The following is a 15,961-nucleotide window of genomic DNA, read 5'->3' as shown; positions in this document are numbered from 1 at the left end:
CACAGATGAGGACGGTCGTCGTGGGGACGGCACGGGACGGTACGACGATGGAGCGGCGCTTCCACCGGTACGGCCCGTACACCCTCCTGGGCATCGCCGTCCTGATGGCCGCGCTCTCCTCCGGCCTCGTCGGGATGTCCGGGAGGGACGTGTACGCGGCGGGTGCCCTGACGGCGGCGGCCTGCGCCCTCCAGCTGTGGTGGGGCCGCACCCGGCGGGACGCGGCCCCGCACCCCCGGGCCGCCGTCGTGTACTACGTCCTGCGGACCGTGCTGGCGTTCGCGCTCTGCTGGTGCAACCCGTTCTTCTCCATCTACGCGATCATCGGCTACTTCGACGTCGGCGACCTGCTGCCGAAGCGGTACGCACGCGCCGGGATGCTGTGCACCGCCGTCACCATGGCGGGCTCCCAGTCCGGAAGCGGGATGCCCCCGGCCTCCCTCACCAACTGGGCGGCCTTCGGCGCCCTCTTCGTCCTGCACGCCTCCCTCGCCCTGTTCTTCGGCAACATCGGCGCCCGCGAGGCGGAGCGGACCAGGCGCCAGACCGAGACCATCTCCGAGCTGGAACTCGCCAACACCCGGCTGGAACAGGCCCTCGCCGAGAACGCCACCCTGCACGCCCAACTGCTGCTCCAGGCACGGGAGGCCGGGGTGGCCGACGAGCGGCGCCGGCTGGCCGCCGAGATCCACGACACCCTCGCGCAGGGCCTGACCGGGATCATCGCCCAGCTCCAGGCCGTCACCTCGACCGACGACCCCGCGCGCTCCCGTGAACACCTCGACCGTGCCTCGGCGCTCGCCCGCCACAGCCTCGGCGAGGCCCGCCGCTCCGTGCACAACCTGGTGCCCTCCGCGCTGGAGCGCGACGACCTGCCGGGCGCGCTCCGCAGGACCGTCGACGACTGGGCGGGCCGCACGGGCGCACGCGCCGACCTCACCGTCACCGGCACCGTCGAACCGCTCCACGACGAGGTCGGCGCCACCCTGCTCCGCATCGCCGAGGAGGCCCTCGCCAACGCCGCCCGCCATGCGGGGGCGGCACGGGCGGGCGTCACCCTCTCCTACATGGGCGACGAGATCACCCTGGACATACGCGACGACGGCTGCGGCTTCGACCCCGCCGCCCTGCCCCCGCGCAGCGGCGCGGGCGGCTTCGGCCTCGGCGGGATGCGGGCCCGCGCCGAGCGGATCGCCGGCACCGTCGAGGTGGAGTCGGAACCCGGTCTGGGCACGGCCGTCTCCGCCCGGGTACCGCTCGTACGCCGCGCCGCGGCCGATAACCTGGAGCCGATATGAACGAGGCCACCGGAACCACCCGCGTCATCACCCTCGTGCTCGTCGACGACCACCCCGTCGTACGGGACGGTCTGCGCGGGATGTTCAGCTCCGCGCCCGGCTTCGAGGTGCTCGGCGAGGCGGCGGACGGCGTGGCCGCCGTGGAGCTCACCACCCGCCTCGACCCCGACGTCGTCCTGATGGACCTGCGGATGCCGGGCGGCGGGGGAGTGGCCGCCATCGCCGAGCTCACCCGGCTCGGCGCCCGCTCCAGGGTGCTCGTCCTCACCACGTACGACACGGACTCCGACACCCTGCCCGCCATCGAGGCGGGCGCGACCGGCTATCTGCTCAAGGACGCGCCCCGCGACGAGCTCTTCACCGCCGTACGCGCCGCCGCCGACGGCCGTACCGTGCTGTCGCCGGCCGTCGCCTCCCGGCTCGTCTCACGGGTGCGCGCCCCGGCCGCGCCCGGCCACGAGTCGCTGTCCGCGCGCGAGTGCGAGGTGCTCCGGCTCGTCGCCCGGGGCACCTCGAACCGGGAGATCGCCGCCGAGCTGTTCATCAGCGAGGCGACCGTGAAGACGCACCTCACCCATGTCTTCGCCAAACTGGGCGCGAAGGACCGCGCGGCGGCCGTCGCGCTCGCCTACGAACGCGGCATCCTCGGCTGAGCCGGCCCCGCCCGCCTACTCCGCCACCCGCAGCAGCAGCACCGACCTGCCCTCCACCGTGAGCTCCGAACGGCCCCGGTGGAGCGTGCCCGGAGCCGTGGACTGGTCCTCCCGCGAGGTGTCCAGGACCAGTTCGTAGGCCTGGGCCCAGGGCGGTCCGGGGAGCCGGAACGCGCAGGGCCGGTGGTCGGCGTGCAGGACCGCCAGGAAGCTGTCGTCGGTGATCTGCCCGCCCCGGGCGTCCCGGCCGGGGATGTCGCGCCCGGACAGGTAGAGGGCGAGCGTCGCGGCCGGCGCGTACCAGTCGTCCTCCGTCATCTCCTCGCCCTGCGGGGTGAACCAGGCCAGGTCCCGCAGCCCGTCGGGCGCCTGCGGCGTCCCGGCGAAGAAGGCCCGGCGGCGCAGCACCGGGTGACGGTGGCGCAGGGCCAGCACCCGGGCGGTCAGCTCCGTCAGTCCCCGCCAGCGGGGCTCCTCCAGGAGCGACCAGTCCAGCCAGCTGACCTCGTTGTCCTGGCAGTAGGCGTTGTTGTTGCCGCCCTGTGTACGGCCCATCTCGTCGCCCGCGACCAGCATCGGCACCCCGGTCGACAGGAGCAGCGTGGTCAGGAGGTTGCGCAGCTGCCGCAGGCGCAGCGCGTTGACGTCGGGGTCGTCGGTCTCGCCCTCGGCGCCGCCGTTCCAGGAGCGGTTGTCGTTGGTGCCGTCGCGGTTGCCCTCGCCGTTGGCCTCGTTGTGCTTGTCCTGGTAGCTGACCAGGTCGCGCAGGGTGAAACCGTCGTGCGCGGTGACGAAGTTGACCGAGGCGTACGGCCGCCTGCCGCCCCACGCGTACAGGTCGCTCGACCCGGTGAGCCGGTAGCCGATGTCGCGTACGTCGGGCAGGGCGCCGCGCCAGAAGTCGCGTACGGCGTCGCGGTAGCGGTCGTTCCACTCCGTCCACAGCGGCGGGAACGCGCCCACCTGGTAGCCGCCGTTGCCGACGTCCCACGGTTCGGCGATCAGCTTGACCCGGCGCAGCACCGGGTCCTGGGCGATCACCGCGAGGAAGGGGGAGAGCATGTCCACGTCGTGCATCGAGCGGGCGAGCGCCGCCGCCAGGTCGAAGCGGAAGCCGTCGACGCCCATCTCCGTCACCCAGTAGCGGAGCGAGTCCGTGATCAGCCGGAGGACCTGCGGCTGCACCACGTGGAGGGTGTTGCCGCAGCCGGTGTAGTCGGCGTAGCGGCGGGCGTCCTGCTGGAGGCGGTAGTAGCCGCGGTTGTCGATGCCGCGCAGCGAGAGCATCGGGCCGAGTTCGCCGGCCTCCGCCGTGTGGTTGTAGACCACGTCGAGGATCACCTCGATCCCGGCGTCGTGCAGGGCGCGCACCATCTGCTTGAACTCGCCGACCTGGCCGCCCGTCGTCCCGCTGGCCGCGTAGTCCGCGTGCGGGGCGAAGTAGCCGATCGAGTTGTAGCCCCAGTAGTTGTGCAGCCCGCGCCGCAGCAGATGGTCCTCGTGGGCGAACTGGTGGACGGGAAGGAGCTCGACGGCCGTCACACCGAGCCGCCGCAGGTGCCCGATGGCCGCGGGGTGCGCGAGTCCGGCGTACGTGCCGCGCAGCTCGGGCGGGATGTCCGGGTGGAGCCGGGTGAAGCCGCGTACGTGCAGTTCGTAGATGACCGTGTCCGCCCACGGCGTCTTGGGCCTGCGGTCCTCCGCCCAGTCGTCGTCGTCATGCACGACGACGGCCTTGGGGACGTACGGCGCGGAGTCCCGGTCGTCGCGCACGGTGTCGGCGACGTGCTGCTCGGGCCAGTCCCGTACATGGCCGTAGACCTCGGGCGGCAGGGTGAACGACCCGTCCACCGCGCGGGCGTACGGGTCGAGGAGCAGCTTGGCCGCGTTCCACCGGGCACCGGTCCAGGGGTCCCAGCGGCCGTGCACCCGGTAGCCGTACCGCTGTCCCGCGCCGACGCCGGGGACGAAGCCGTGCCAGATCTCGTGGGTCAGCTCGGTCAGCGGGAGACGGGTCTCGGTGCCCCGTTCGTCGAAGAGGCAGAGCTCGACTGCCTCGGCGCCACCGGCCCAGAGGGCGAAGTTGGTGCCCGCCACCCCGTCGGGCCCGACCCGGAAGCGCGCGCCCAGCGGCATCGGGGCACCCGGCCATACGGGTGGTTCGTCCGGTCGGTCCTTCGGGGCCGACGGGGCCGCCATCACTCTCCCCGTCGTACGCGGCGTTTCCTCCTGCTCGGCTGTGCTCGACACCTCTAGCCTCCTGCGGCTCGTAGGAGCGGCCACCCGCCGTAGGAGTGCGCGGCGTCCCGGCCGCGGTCTTCCGAGCGGTGTCCTCCCCTCTGTTCTGCCCACCGGGCGGCCCGCACTCACGTTTCCCCGGGGCGGCCACGTCGTTGGGGGAGGCGTGAACCACGTAGCGAAGAGAGCACGGGCGGGTTCGGCCGCCGTGCTGACATGGGCAGGACTGTTCACCGTGCTGGCCGTACTGACGGGCTGCACCGAGGCAACGTCGTTCTTCGGGGACGACCGGTCACCCGGGGACGCCATCCGGATCGTCCCCAAGGACGGCGCCGAGAACGTGGGCGCCGACAGCCGGCTCCAGGTCACCGTCCCCGACGGACGGCTGGAGCGGGTGAAGGTGACCCGGATGGAGGACGCGGAACACCGGGAGGTGCCGGGCCGGATCGCGCAGGACGGCCGGTCCTGGGCCCCCAGGGACGACGGGTACCGGCTGGGGCTGGCCGGGAAGTACAGCGTGGAGGCCGTCGCCGTCGACGGCGACGGCCACCGCTCGGCCCGCAGCACCACCTTCACCACGCTCGTCCCCAAGGACCGCTTCATCGGCTACTTCAAGCCCGAGAACCGGTCCACCGTGGGCACCGGCATGATCGTCTCCTTCGACTTCAACCGGCCCGTCAAGAACCGTGCCGCGGTGGAGAAGGCCATCCGGATCACCACGGAACCCGAGGTCGAGGTCGTCGGCCACTGGTTCGGCAAGGAACGGCTCGACTTCCGCCCCGCCACCTACTGGGAGCCGGGGACCGAGGTCACCGTCGACGTGGGCCTGCGCGACGTGGAGGGCGCGCCGGGGGTCTACGGCAGCCAGCAGAAGGAGGTGTCCTTCCGGGTGGGCCGCTCCCAGACGTCCGTGGTGGACGCCCAGGCACACACCATGGAGGTGCGCCGCGACGGTGAGGTCGTCAGCACGGTGCCGATCACCGCGGGCGCCGAGAAGACGACCACGTACAACGGGAAGATGGTCGTCTCGGAGCTGCACGACGTGACCCGCATGGACGGCAGCACCGTCGGCTTCGGCGGTGAGTACGACATCAAGGACGTGCCCCACGCCATCCGGCTGACGAAGTCGGGCACCTTCCTGCACGGCAACTACTGGGAGTCCCCGGACATCTTCGGCTCCGAGAACACCAGCCACGGCTGCATCGGGCTGCGTGACGTGAAGGGCGGCAGCTCGGACACCCCGGCCGGCTGGTTCTTCGAGCGGACGCTCGTGGGCGACGTCGTCGAGGTGGTCAACTCCACCGACGCGACCGTCGCGCCGGACAACGGCCTCGGCGGCTGGAACATCGGCTGGGCGCAGTGGAAGGCGGGCTCCGCCCTGCGCTGACCCCGTTTTGACCAGGGAAGGTCCCGGAGGGGCGCTCTCCGGGACCACCCGGGGGCGGCCCGGGCCGACTTGGGACGGAACAGTGACATTCCGGGGGAGTTCTCCCCACGCGCGGTGTGATTATCTAGCGCCGAGCGCGTATGTACAGCGCGCGGGGGTGCGGGCCATGGCGGGGCCAGGCCGTGCGAGGGGAGACGACCACATTGAACGGGCAGCCGATATCGGGGGCATGGGCCGGCGCGGGCGGGGAACGGCGCGGGCGCGGAGCCCGCGGACTTCTCGCACTGGTACTGGGCGCGCTGCTGTTGCTGGTGACCGCGTGCGGCGGTGACGGGAACGCCGCCGACAAGAACGGCGGGAAGCCGGGCGGGAAGGTCGACGACACCAGCGCCTCGCAGGCGGTGGTGACCATCGCGCCCAAGGACGGCGCGGACGACGTGGCGACCAGCGGGGCGCTGAAGGTCACGGCCGCGCAGGGCAAGCTGACCACGGTGAAGGTCGCCGACCCCAAGGGCGGGGCGGTCGCGGGCAAGATCGCCGCGGACGGCCTCAGCTGGGTGCCCGACCGTCATCTGGCCGCCGCCACCAAGTACACGGTGCACGCGGTCGCCAAGGACGACAAGGGCCGCCAGTCGGCGAAGGACACCAGCTTCACCACGCTGGTCCCGCAGAACACCTTCATCGGGCAGTACACGCCCGAGGACGGTTCGACGGTCGGCGTGGGCATGCCGGTGTCGATCCACTTCACCCGGGGGATCACCGACCCGGACGCCGTGGAGAAGGCGATCAGCGTGACGGCGGAGCCCGCCGTGCAGATCGAGCCGCACTGGTTCGGCAACGACCGCCTCGACTTCCGCCCCGAGGAGTACTGGGCGGCGGGCACGAAGGTGACCCTGCGCCTGGACCTCGACGGCGTCGAGGGGCGGCCGGGGGTCTACGGCAAGCAGGCCAAGACCGTGAAGTTCACCATCGGCCGCAGCCAGGTCTCCACGGTCGACGCGAGCTCCCACCGGATGAAGGTGGTCCGTGACGGCAAGCAGATCAAGGACATCCCGATCTCCGCGGGCGCCCCGGCCACGACCACGTACAACGGCCAGATGGTCATCAGCGAGAAGCTCAAGGTGACCCGGATGAACGGCGACACCGTCGGCTTCGGCGGCGAGTACGACATCAAGGACGTGCCGCACGCCATGCGCCTGTCGACCTCGGGCACCTTCATCCACGGCAACTACTGGGGCGGGTCCGGCATCTTCGGTACGACCAACACCAGCCACGGCTGTGTCGGCCTGCGGGACGTGCGGGGCGCCTGGGACAGCAAGACGCCCGCCGCCTGGCTCTTCGACAACTCCCTGATCGGCGACGTCGTGATCGTCAAGAACTCCAAGGACAAGGTGATCCAGCCGGACAACGGCCTCAACGGCTGGAACATGGACTGGTCGGAGTGGATCAAGTAGATCCGCTCCACGAGGCGGGCCCGGTGCTGTGACCAACGGCACCGGGCCCGCCCGCGTTAGCGGCGGTTAACCTGCCTCCCATGACCGTAACCCTCGAAGTACACGACAACGTCGGCACCATCCGGCTGGACCGGCCGCCCATGAACGCCCTGGACGTCGCCGTCCAGGACCGGCTGCGCGAGCTCGCCGAGGAGGCCGGGCGGCGCGAGGACGTGCGCGCGGTGATCCTCTACGGCGGCGAGAAGGTGTTCGCGGCGGGCGCGGACATCAAGGAGATGCAGGCGATGGACCACGCGGCGATGGTCGTACGCTCCCGGGCCCTCCAGGAGTCCTTCACCGCCGTGGCGCGCATCCCCAAGCCCGTGGTCGCGGCCGTCACCGGTTACGCCCTGGGCGGCGGCTGCGAGCTCGCGCTCTGCGCCGACTTCAGGATCGCCGCGGACAACGCGAAGCTCGGCCAGCCGGAGATCCTGCTGGGGCTGATCCCCGGCGCCGGCGGCACCCAGCGCCTGGCCCGGCTGGTGGGGCCGTCGAAGGCCAAGGACCTGATCTTCACGGGCCGTCAGGTGAAGGCCGAGGAGGCCCTGGCGATCGGCCTCGTGGACCGTGTGGTGCCCGCCGCCGAGGTGTACGAGCAGGCGCGCGCCTGGGCCGCCCGGCTGGCGCAGGGGCCCGCCCTGGCGCTGCGGGCCGCCAAGGAGTCCGTGGACGCGGGGCTGGAGACGGACATCGACACCGGGCTCACGATCGAGCGGAACTGGTTCGCGGGCCTGTTCGCCACCGAGGACCGCGAGCGCGGCATGCGCAGCTTCGTGGAGGAGGGGCCGGGCAAGGCCCGATTCCTCTGACCGAGCGTGAGTTGCGTACAGAGGCGCGCACGTTCATCCGTGCGGGCGGATTAGCTGGACCTTAAGAGAACCTTAAGGCCCGGCGTCCGCCCCGCTCGTGCAATTACCTGGGCTCCCGTCGTCGCCGCAGGTGGATGTGGCTGCACGGGGGCCTTTTCTGCCTCTGGCATATGCCGTTGAAACGGCCCGGAATGACTGGTTCCGGTAAGGGGATTCACCGGAACGGTCACAGAGAGCGTTCTGTACGGCCATGATGGTGAGCATGGCGGGCCTCGAGGGTGTGGAACAGCCGCGACCGCACAGTGGTGCGACAGCGGCGCGCTGGACGACTGCCGTCGAAGACGAACAGGCGTTCAAGGCGCTGGAGTTGTTCGGAAATCCGACGGAGGGCGAAGTCCGGCTGCCCTCCCGTCCGGAGTCCGCGGCGACCGCCCGGCGGATCACTTCGTGCGTGATGCTGCGTCAGTGGCAGCTTCCGCCGCAGACCGCCGAACACGGTGTGCTACTGGTCTCGGAGCTCGTGGGCAACGCGGTACGGCATACCGGGGCGCGGGTTTTCGGCCTGCGGATGCTGCGCCGGCGCGGCTGGGTCCGGATCGAGGTGCGCGATCCCTCGCGCGGGCTGCCGTGCCTCATGCCCGTACGGGAGATGGATGTCAGCGGGCGCGGCCTCTTCCTGGTCGACAAGCTCTCCGACCGGTGGGGTGTGGATCTCTTACCGCGCGGGAAGACCACCTGGTTCGAGATGCGCACCACCGACCGCTGACACGCAGAAACCCCCGGTCGGCCTGGGTGAGGCGCGTCGGGGGTTCCTGAGGGGGCCGCGGAATGGGGGGTGTGTCCACGGCCGCACGGGGGACCTGGCTCGGGTCGGAGGAGGTCGTGCTCCCGACTATGGCAGACGGGCGACCCCGGAGCCAAAACCCTAAAACGGGCATGTCGCCACAAATCTGCTCATTCGGGTAATGAATCGCAGGTGTGATGGGTCACGCACCTGGCATTCTCTGCGTATCGGCCGACTTCGCTCGGTGATTCATCGAACACCGCGTGGTGGTTCCTCCATCCCGCCACCACGGTATTTCCATACATGTCGCCTTACTGTGTCTCGGGTCCCGTCGAAGCAGCACCCGAACCGACCCGAGGTGGACGCCCATGAGCGGTCGCAGGACACCGGTGGCCCGCCGCGGCGCCCTGCGTACGGCGGCCGGAGCGGTCCTGGCGGGTGCCTCCGCCGTGAGCTGCGCACCGGACGGAACCACGCGGCCCCCGGCCCGTACGGCGCGGAACGGCGAGGACACCTCCGGCACCCCGGGCGCCACCCCCGGCAGCCCCGGACCGCAGAGTGCCCGGAAGGCCCACGGCGCCGTACGCCCGGCCGCCGCCCCGCGGCGCCTCCCCGGGCAGCCGGCCGAGATCGAGCACGGCCCCCGCAGCCGCCCCCGGGTCGCCCTCACCTTCCACGGCCAGGGCGACCCCGTCCTGGCCCGGGCCGTCCTCGCCGCGGCCGAACGGGCCGGTGCCCGGCTCACCGTCCTGGCCGTCGGCAGCTGGCTCGACCAGAACCCCGGCATGGCCCGCCGGATCCTCGACGGCGGCCACGACCTCGGCAACCACACCCAGAGCCACCTCGACATCAACACGATGGACGAGACACGGGCGTACGAGGAGATCGACGGCTGCGCCCGGCGGCTGCGCCGGCTCACCGGCTCGATCGGCACCTGGTTCAGACCCTCGCGCGCCCAGCACGCCACCCCGCTCGTCCAGGACCTCGCACGCCGGGCCGGATACCCGCACGTGCTCTCCTACGACGTGGACTCCCTCGACTTCACCTCACCCGGGGTCGCGGCCGTCACCCGCAAGGTCGCCGGCGAACTCCGCAACGGCTCCGTGGTGAGCCTGCACTTCGGCTACCGCGACACCGTCGCCGCGCTGCCCCTCCTCCTCACCGAAATCGACCGGCGCCAACTGCGCGCGGTGACCACCACGGAGCTGTTGACCTGATGCCTCCCTCCCCGCGCGCCCTCACCGCCGCAGCCCTGCTCGTCGCCGCGCTCGCCGCCTGCGCCGCCCCCGCGGACCACGCCCGCCCCGCCGCCTCCCGCACGGAGGCCGCCGCCGACCGGCCGGCGGCCCCGGCGGGGCTGCCCGGGATGCCGCCCGTCCTGGACCCCGAGGACGTCTACGCGGCGGACCGCGCGGGGAAGCTCGCCCCGGCGGTCAAGGACTTCCCCTCCCGGATCTACGTCCCCAACACCAACAGCAACACCGTGTCGGTGATCGACCCGGCGACGTACAAGGTCGTCGAGACCATCCCCGTCGGCAACCAGCCGCAGCACGTCGTGCCCTCCTGGGACCTGAAGACGCTCTGGGTCAACAACGACCTCGGCGACAGCCTCACCGCGATCGACCCGGCCACCGGGAAGGCAGGCCGGACGCTCGACGTCTCCGATCCGTACAACCTCTACTTCACCCCGAACGGCAAGTACGCCGTGGTCATGGCCTCCATGGACCGCGAACTGGTCTTCCGCGACCCGCAGACCATGAAGGTCGCCAAGACCGTTCCGGTGAACTGCGCGGGCGTCAACCACGCGGACTTCTCGGCGGACGGGCGGTACTTCATCGTCTCCTGCGAGTTCTCCGGCGAACTCCTCAAGGTCGACACGGAGAAGATGGAGGTGATCGGGGAGCAGAAGCTGCCGAAGGAGGGCGCGATGCCCCAGGACGTGAAGCTCTCCCCGGACGGTTCGGCCTTCTACATCGCCGACATGATGGCCGACGGCATGTGGGTGCTCGACGGCAAGGCGTTCACCACACCGAAGCTCCTGCCGACCGGCAAGGGCGCCCACGGGCTCTACGTCAGCCGGGACTCCCGGCAGATGTACGTCACCAACCGGGGCGAGGGCTCCGTGTCGGTCTTCGACTTCGGCAAGGACAAGCTCACCGGGAAGTGGCACCTCCCCGACGGCGGCAGCCCGGACATGGGCGGCGTCTCGGCGGACGGCAAGGTGCTCTGGCTCTCCGGGCGTTACGACGCCGAGGTCTACGCCATCGACACCCGCAGCGGCAAGCAGCTCGCCCGGATCCCGGTCGGCAGCGGTCCGCACGGCCTCGCGGTCTATCCGCAGCCCGGCCGCTACTCCCTCGGCCACACCGGCGTCTTCCGCTGACGGATCCCGGGGCGTGCCGGGCGCGGTCGCCCGGCAGATCAGCCGTCCGGACAGCCGGATAATCTGACCTTCGTCAACGACGCTTAACGAAGGGGCGGAACAGTGGCGGACATCGAGTCGGCACGCACGGCATTCGAGCGCTTCGACCAGAACGGCGACGGCCGCATCACGGCCGCCGAGTACAAGAGCGCCATGGCGCAGCTCGGCGACCCGTACGTCACCGAGACGGTCGCCCAGGCCGTCATCAACGCCCACGACGGCAACGGCGACGGCGAGCTCACGTTCGACGAGTTCTGGGCTTCGCAGAACAAGGCCTGACGGACACACGTGCACGCGCGGGCGGGGCACCTGTGCGACCAGGTGCCCCGGAGGACGGCGGAGCGCTACGCGGACAGGCCGTCGATGCGGTACTGCATCACCCGGTAGTTCTGGTTGTCGTACCACTGGCTGACGGCGATGTGGAAGTCGTCGGACGTCGAGCCCGGGACGATGAATCCGCCGTAGGGACTGGCGACGGCGTTGCCCGTCTCGTGGCCCGGTGTCGTCGGGACGATCATCGTCTGTTCCGGGGTGGCGAACAGATCGCTGGTCGGCAGGGCGAAGAACTGGGCGCGCATCGACAGGACGTCCATGTTCAGCCAGGTGAGGGCGTACCCGCCGCCCATCGCGCGGAAGCAGATCTCGCCCCACCTGCGGCGCCCGGTGACCGAGGTGGGGTAGTTGCCCCAGGCCCAGGCGCCGTTCGCGTAACCCCACGGCTCGTACGCCGCCGGGTCGCCCAGCCGGCCCTGGCGGACCCGGTGCAGCAGGAGGTCGGAGGCGATCTCCCGGTTGAAGACCGAGGACAGGACGTAGCAGTAGCCGTCGTCGGCGACGGCGTACGTCTTCTGCTGGAACTGGCCGCCGTACAGATCGCCCGGCCACTGGCACAGGTACTGCCAGGTCTCACCGTTGTCGTCCGAGCGCCAGAAGTCGGAGTGGTGCGTCCGGTACAGCACGCCCCGCATCAGGTGCATGTACATCGTGCCGCCGACGGTGAACACGTCCGAGGGGATGGCGGTGGTGTTGTTCTCGTGGCCCTCCGGGACCAGGCCCACCGCGTGCGAGCCGCCCACACTGCCGTCGACGACCAGGGCGTCGAGGGAGGGGGACGACGCGCGCAGGGCGACCGGGGCGCGCCAGTCGGGCCCGCCCACGCCCGCCCCGTCGAACGTGTCCCCGCAGACGAAGAGCATGGAGCCGTCCGGACAGCGGACCGGGATGCCCAGATCGGTCCAGGGCGCGGCGAAGCCCCCGGTCTCGGCCGGGCCGGTGAGGTTCCTGACCTTGCTGCCGGTGACCGCCGTGACAGCCGGGGACGCGGCGACGGCCCTCGGCGCGCCGACGGCCGGCCCGGCCGTCGCGGCGGCGAGGCCCAGACCCGCCGCCAGGACCGTGCGGCGGCTCGTCCCGCGTGAAACTCCCGGCGCGCCCGACGAACCCGGCGAACCCGACGGGTCGGACGGACTCGATGAACTCGGTGAAGCTGACATGTGAACTCCTCCGTGGTGGGGCCTGTGGATCGGTCACGTGCTCTCGTGTTCACGTGGGCGCCGCCGCCGTGAGGGACGCCTACAGGGCGACGTCGCCGCACAGATGGACCTCGACACCGAGTTCCGCGAACAGTGCGGCCTTGGCGCGCAGCGCCTTGTCCGCGGTGGCCGCGTCCGGCGCGTAGGCCACGTTCAGGTGGTTGGCACGGTGCCGGGCCATGAACTGGTCGCGGCTGACCCCGTGCAGCTCCGCGTGCATGATGGGCCACTGCGGGTTGGTCGCGTCGAGCCGGCGCCTCGTCTCCTCCTGCGGCAGCTCCAGGGCGGTCGCCCGCCCGAGGTCGACGTGGAGGACCCCGTCCATCAGGAAGACGCGGGACCAGACCAGTTCACCGGGCCGTGACACGCCGCTGAGCGTGCCGCCGCCGAGCGGGAAGAACATGGGCGGCTGGCGCATGCTCCACGACTTGTCGTACCCGCCGTGGAACGAGGCGGGGACCGCGCCCGAGATCTCGAAGACCCAGACGAAGCGGCCGTCGTACTCCTCGCCCCAGCGGATGTCGTGCAGGGTGGTCGCGGGGTCGAGACCCATCGCCGTCCAGATGCGGTTGGTCACGAGGGAGTCGACCGCCACGCCCTCGTCCACCTCGTTGAAGTGCGGCAGCGGCGCGCCCGCGTACAGCTCACGGGAGCCGTCGCGGCTGCGCACCGGCGGGCGCTGCACGTTGTTGAGCAGGCCCTCAGCCAGGTCGCTCGCCGGGACGGTGTCCTTGAGGCCCTGCTGGTACTGGATGCCCACGGCGTCCAGGCCGAAGTCGTCGGAGATCCGCAGCGCCGCTATGTACATCTTGAACTGGCTGTGCAGCTGGGCGTCCGTGAGCTCGGTGGCCTCGTCCGTGCCGGTGTGGAAGGTCATGCCCGCCGCGTCGAGCCAGGCCCGTACGGCGCTAGCCTCCTCGTCGGGGACCCGGGCCATCTCGGCGACCAGGGCGCTCTGTGACAGGCGCTCCTTGTAGATGCCGAGGGGGTTGAGCAGTTCGTCGTCGATGATCGCGTTGTACATGCCCATGCAGCCCTCGTCGAAGACGCCGATGATCGCCTTCTCCTCACGCAGCTCACGGGCCAGCGCCGCACCCAGCTCGGTCTCGGCGTCCCGGGGCAGACCGGGCAGGTCGCGGACATGGCTGGTGTCGTGGGTGAGGGCGCCGGTCTCCAGCCAGGTGCGCAGGCCTTCGCGCGCCCATGCGTCGGTGAAGTCGACGCTCCACAACAGGGAGTACTCCCGGCCCGCCTTGGTGAGGCTGCCGGCGAGGTTCAGCAGACCGACCAGGCCCGGGAACTCACCGTTCCAGTTGGCGACGATCAGCAGGGGCCCGCGGTGGTCGCGCAGTCCCGCGAGTACGTGGTGGCTGTACTGCCAGACGCCCTCGACGACGATCAGAGGCGCGTCACGCGGTACGTCCCTGAAGACCTCGATGCCCCGGCGCTGGCTGTCGATGAAGCCGTGGCCCTTGGCCGCGTCGACCTCGTGGCCGCGCCTGACCCGGTGGCCGAGGGCGGTGACGGCCGCGGTGAGGTCCTTCTCCAGCTTCTCCTGGGCCGGCCAGCAGGTGGTGTTGGCGCTGGGGCGCAGGTCACCGCTGGCGACGGTGTAGACGGTGCCGGGCTCGGCGACGGGCGGACGGTGGAGTTCGGGCAGGGTGTACGGGGTGTGGGACATGCGGTCTCCAGATGTCGTGCTGTGTGCCGTGTCGTGCCGTGGGTCGTGCGGTGTGCCGTGCCGTCGTCCGCGTCGCGCCGCTGTGCCGCGCGACGGGGTCAGGGGTGTGCCGTGCCGGGGGCGCCGTGCCCGTTTTCAGCGGCTCTGCAGCGCCGCCAGTGAGTGGACGGTGGGCGCGGTGTCCTCGTAGAGCCGCCGGTAGAGCGCGTACAGCTCGTCGTAGCGCCCGGCGTGGTCCGGACGGGGCGTCACCGTCCCGCGCACCGGGTTCCAGTCGTCGATGGAGGCCTCGCCGACCAGCTGCGCGGCCAGCAGGGCGCCGCCGTAGCCCGCCCCGATGGTCGTGGTCCGCAGCTCCTGGTCCCGGCCCGTGATGTCGGAGACGATCTGCGTCCACAGCGGCCCCTGCGTCCCGCCGCCGACGGCCACCACCCGGCCGATGTCGCCGCCCGCCGCCTCGATGACCTCGATGTTGTGGCGCACCCCGAACCCGACGGCCTCCAGCGCCGCCCGGTAGAGGTCGCCGGCGGTGTGGGACAGGGTGAGTCCGGCGATCACACCGCGGGCGTCCGGGTCCATCACGGGGGTGCGTTCGCCCGAGAAGTACGGAAGCATCAGCAGGCCGTTCGCCCCGGGCCCGGACCGCTCGGCACGCCGCAGCAGTTCGGTGTGGTCACCGGCGCCCAGCAGGTCCCGCAGCCAGTTGGTCACCGCCCCCGAGGTGGCCATGCCGCCGGCCAGGTTGCGGGTCCCGGGCAGCGCGCCGACCGTGCCCCACAGCGACGGGCTGGTCAGTGGCGCGGGCACGGTGTGGATCAGGAACATGGTCGTGCCGTACATCAGCATCAGGTCGCCGGTGTTCTGCGCGCCCACGCTGAGGGCCTCGGCCCAGGCGTCGATCGTGCCGGTGGTGACGGGGATTCCGGCGGGCAGACCCGTCTCCCGCGCGGCCTCGGCGGTGACCGTGCCGGCCGCCTCGCCCGACCAGCGCAGCGGCGGGAGGTCGATGCCGGGCGCCACCTCGGCGGCCCAGGGGGCGTACCAGTCGTGGGCGTCCGTGTCGTAGAGCGGGGAGCACTGGCTGGCCGAGTGGTGGTCCAGGACGTACGCGCCGGTCAGCTTGCGGGTCAGCCAGGAGCTGGGCATGTAGAGACGCCGGGCGCGGGCGTAGAGGGTGGGCTCCTCCTCGGCGATCCAGGCGATCTTGGGGCCGGCGGCCTGGGTGGTCAGGGCGGACCCGCCCCGTCGGACGATCTCCTCGTGCCCGAGCTGCTTCTCGATCCGCTCGATCTGCCGGACCGACCGGGTGTCGACGCCGTAGAGCACGGCGGGACGGAGCGGGACGTCGGCCTCGTCGGTGAGCAGGACGCAGGGACCCATGCCGCTCACCCCGACCGCCACCACCGAGGTGTCGTCCGCGGCGGTCAACTCCCGTGCCAGCTCGGTGAACTCGCGCCACCACACGGAGGCGTCCATCTCGAAGCGGCCGGGGCCCGGCCGGGAGGGTGTGTGCTCCCGTACGGCCGTGCGGAGCAGCGCGCCGTCGAGACCGACGAGTACGCCCTTGCTGCTCGACGTGCCGATGTCCACACCGATGACTGCGTTGCGAGGCATGAGGGAGACGCTGGCAGAAATCGATTTCAAGGTCAAGAGGTTGGCGACAC

General features: G+C 71.4%; 13 protein-coding genes. 9 read left to right on the top strand and 4 right to left on the bottom strand.

Annotated elements, in window-relative coordinates; all coding sequences use genetic code 11:
- The first annotated feature begins 5 nt into the window (after positions 1 to 5).
- On the top strand, positions 6 to 1,298 hold the full coding sequence (locus tag JKV81_RS04600) for a sensor histidine kinase (RefSeq protein ID WP_202074970.1): 1,293 nt from the start codon (positions 6 to 8) through the stop codon (positions 1,296 to 1,298).
- Complete coding sequence (locus JKV81_RS04595; RefSeq protein WP_099174390.1) at positions 1,295 to 1,951, top strand: response regulator; 657 nt, start codon at positions 1,295 to 1,297, stop codon at positions 1,949 to 1,951. Before JKV81_RS04600 ends, JKV81_RS04595 begins: the two co-directional genes overlap by 4 nt.
- A gap of 15 nt (positions 1,952 to 1,966) precedes the next feature.
- Here JKV81_RS04595 and glgX read toward each other — a convergent pair whose 3' ends face one another.
- Complete coding sequence (gene glgX / locus JKV81_RS04590) at positions 1,967 to 4,150, bottom strand: glycogen debranching protein GlgX (protein WP_372444068.1); 2,184 nt, start codon at positions 4,148 to 4,150, stop codon at positions 1,967 to 1,969.
- 205 nt (positions 4,151 to 4,355) lie between these two features.
- Here glgX and JKV81_RS04585 point away from each other — a divergent pair, with 205 nt between their 5' ends.
- The 7 genes from JKV81_RS04585 to JKV81_RS04555 all read left to right on the top strand — a co-directional run bounded on the left by JKV81_RS04585 (position 4,356) and on the right by JKV81_RS04555 (position 11,363).
- Positions 4,356 to 5,576, top strand: coding sequence for a L,D-transpeptidase (locus JKV81_RS04585; RefSeq protein ID WP_202074968.1), 1,221 nt, complete (start codon positions 4,356 to 4,358; stop codon positions 5,574 to 5,576).
- Between the two features lie 203 nt (positions 5,577 to 5,779).
- Positions 5,780 to 7,030 (top strand): L,D-transpeptidase, encoded by a 1,251-nt coding sequence (locus tag JKV81_RS04580; RefSeq protein ID WP_202074967.1) that lies wholly within the window; start codon positions 5,780 to 5,782, stop codon positions 7,028 to 7,030.
- An 80-nt stretch (positions 7,031 to 7,110) separates the two neighbouring features.
- Complete coding sequence (locus JKV81_RS04575; protein WP_124274773.1) at positions 7,111 to 7,878, top strand: enoyl-CoA hydratase/isomerase family protein; 768 nt, start codon at positions 7,111 to 7,113, stop codon at positions 7,876 to 7,878.
- A 250-nt stretch (positions 7,879 to 8,128) separates the two neighbouring features.
- Positions 8,129 to 8,644, top strand: a complete 516-nt coding sequence (locus JKV81_RS04570) for an ATP-binding protein (protein WP_124274774.1) — start codon at positions 8,129 to 8,131, stop codon at positions 8,642 to 8,644.
- Between the two features lie 386 nt (positions 8,645 to 9,030).
- Entirely contained in the window at positions 9,031 to 9,879 is an 849-nt protein-coding gene (locus JKV81_RS04565) for a polysaccharide deacetylase family protein (protein WP_202074966.1), read from the top strand.
- Positions 9,879 to 11,045 (top strand): YncE family protein, encoded by a 1,167-nt coding sequence (locus JKV81_RS04560; protein ID WP_202074965.1) that lies wholly within the window; start codon positions 9,879 to 9,881, stop codon positions 11,043 to 11,045. The genes JKV81_RS04565 and JKV81_RS04560 overlap by 1 nt, the downstream gene beginning before the upstream one ends.
- A gap of 102 nt (positions 11,046 to 11,147) precedes the next feature.
- The gene (locus JKV81_RS04555; RefSeq protein WP_014153971.1) at positions 11,148 to 11,363 is read left to right on the top strand and encodes an EF-hand domain-containing protein; all 216 of its coding nucleotides are present in this window, start codon (positions 11,148 to 11,150) and stop codon (positions 11,361 to 11,363) included.
- A 65-nt stretch (positions 11,364 to 11,428) separates the two neighbouring features.
- Here JKV81_RS04555 and JKV81_RS04550 read toward each other — a convergent pair whose 3' ends face one another.
- From JKV81_RS04550 to JKV81_RS04540, 3 genes are all read right to left on the bottom strand, one after another.
- Complete coding sequence (locus JKV81_RS04550; RefSeq protein ID WP_202074964.1) at positions 11,429 to 12,577, bottom strand: DUF4185 domain-containing protein; 1,149 nt, start codon at positions 12,575 to 12,577, stop codon at positions 11,429 to 11,431.
- Positions 12,578 to 12,656: 79 nt separating this feature from the next.
- Complete coding sequence (locus JKV81_RS04545; protein WP_129265504.1) at positions 12,657 to 14,297, bottom strand: fucose isomerase; 1,641 nt, start codon at positions 14,295 to 14,297, stop codon at positions 12,657 to 12,659.
- A 135-nt stretch (positions 14,298 to 14,432) separates the two neighbouring features.
- Positions 14,433 to 15,911 (bottom strand): FGGY-family carbohydrate kinase, encoded by a 1,479-nt coding sequence (locus JKV81_RS04540; protein ID WP_129265505.1) that lies wholly within the window; start codon positions 15,909 to 15,911, stop codon positions 14,433 to 14,435.
- Between the last annotated feature and the right edge of the window lie 50 nt (positions 15,912 to 15,961).

The sequence above is a fragment of the Streptomyces silvae genome (assembly GCF_016745505.1).
Classification (GTDB): Bacteria; Actinomycetota; Actinomycetes; order Streptomycetales; family Streptomycetaceae; genus Streptomyces; species Streptomyces silvae.
Note: the sequence above shows the minus strand (reverse complement) of the source record. Positions and strands in the feature narration are given on the sequence as shown.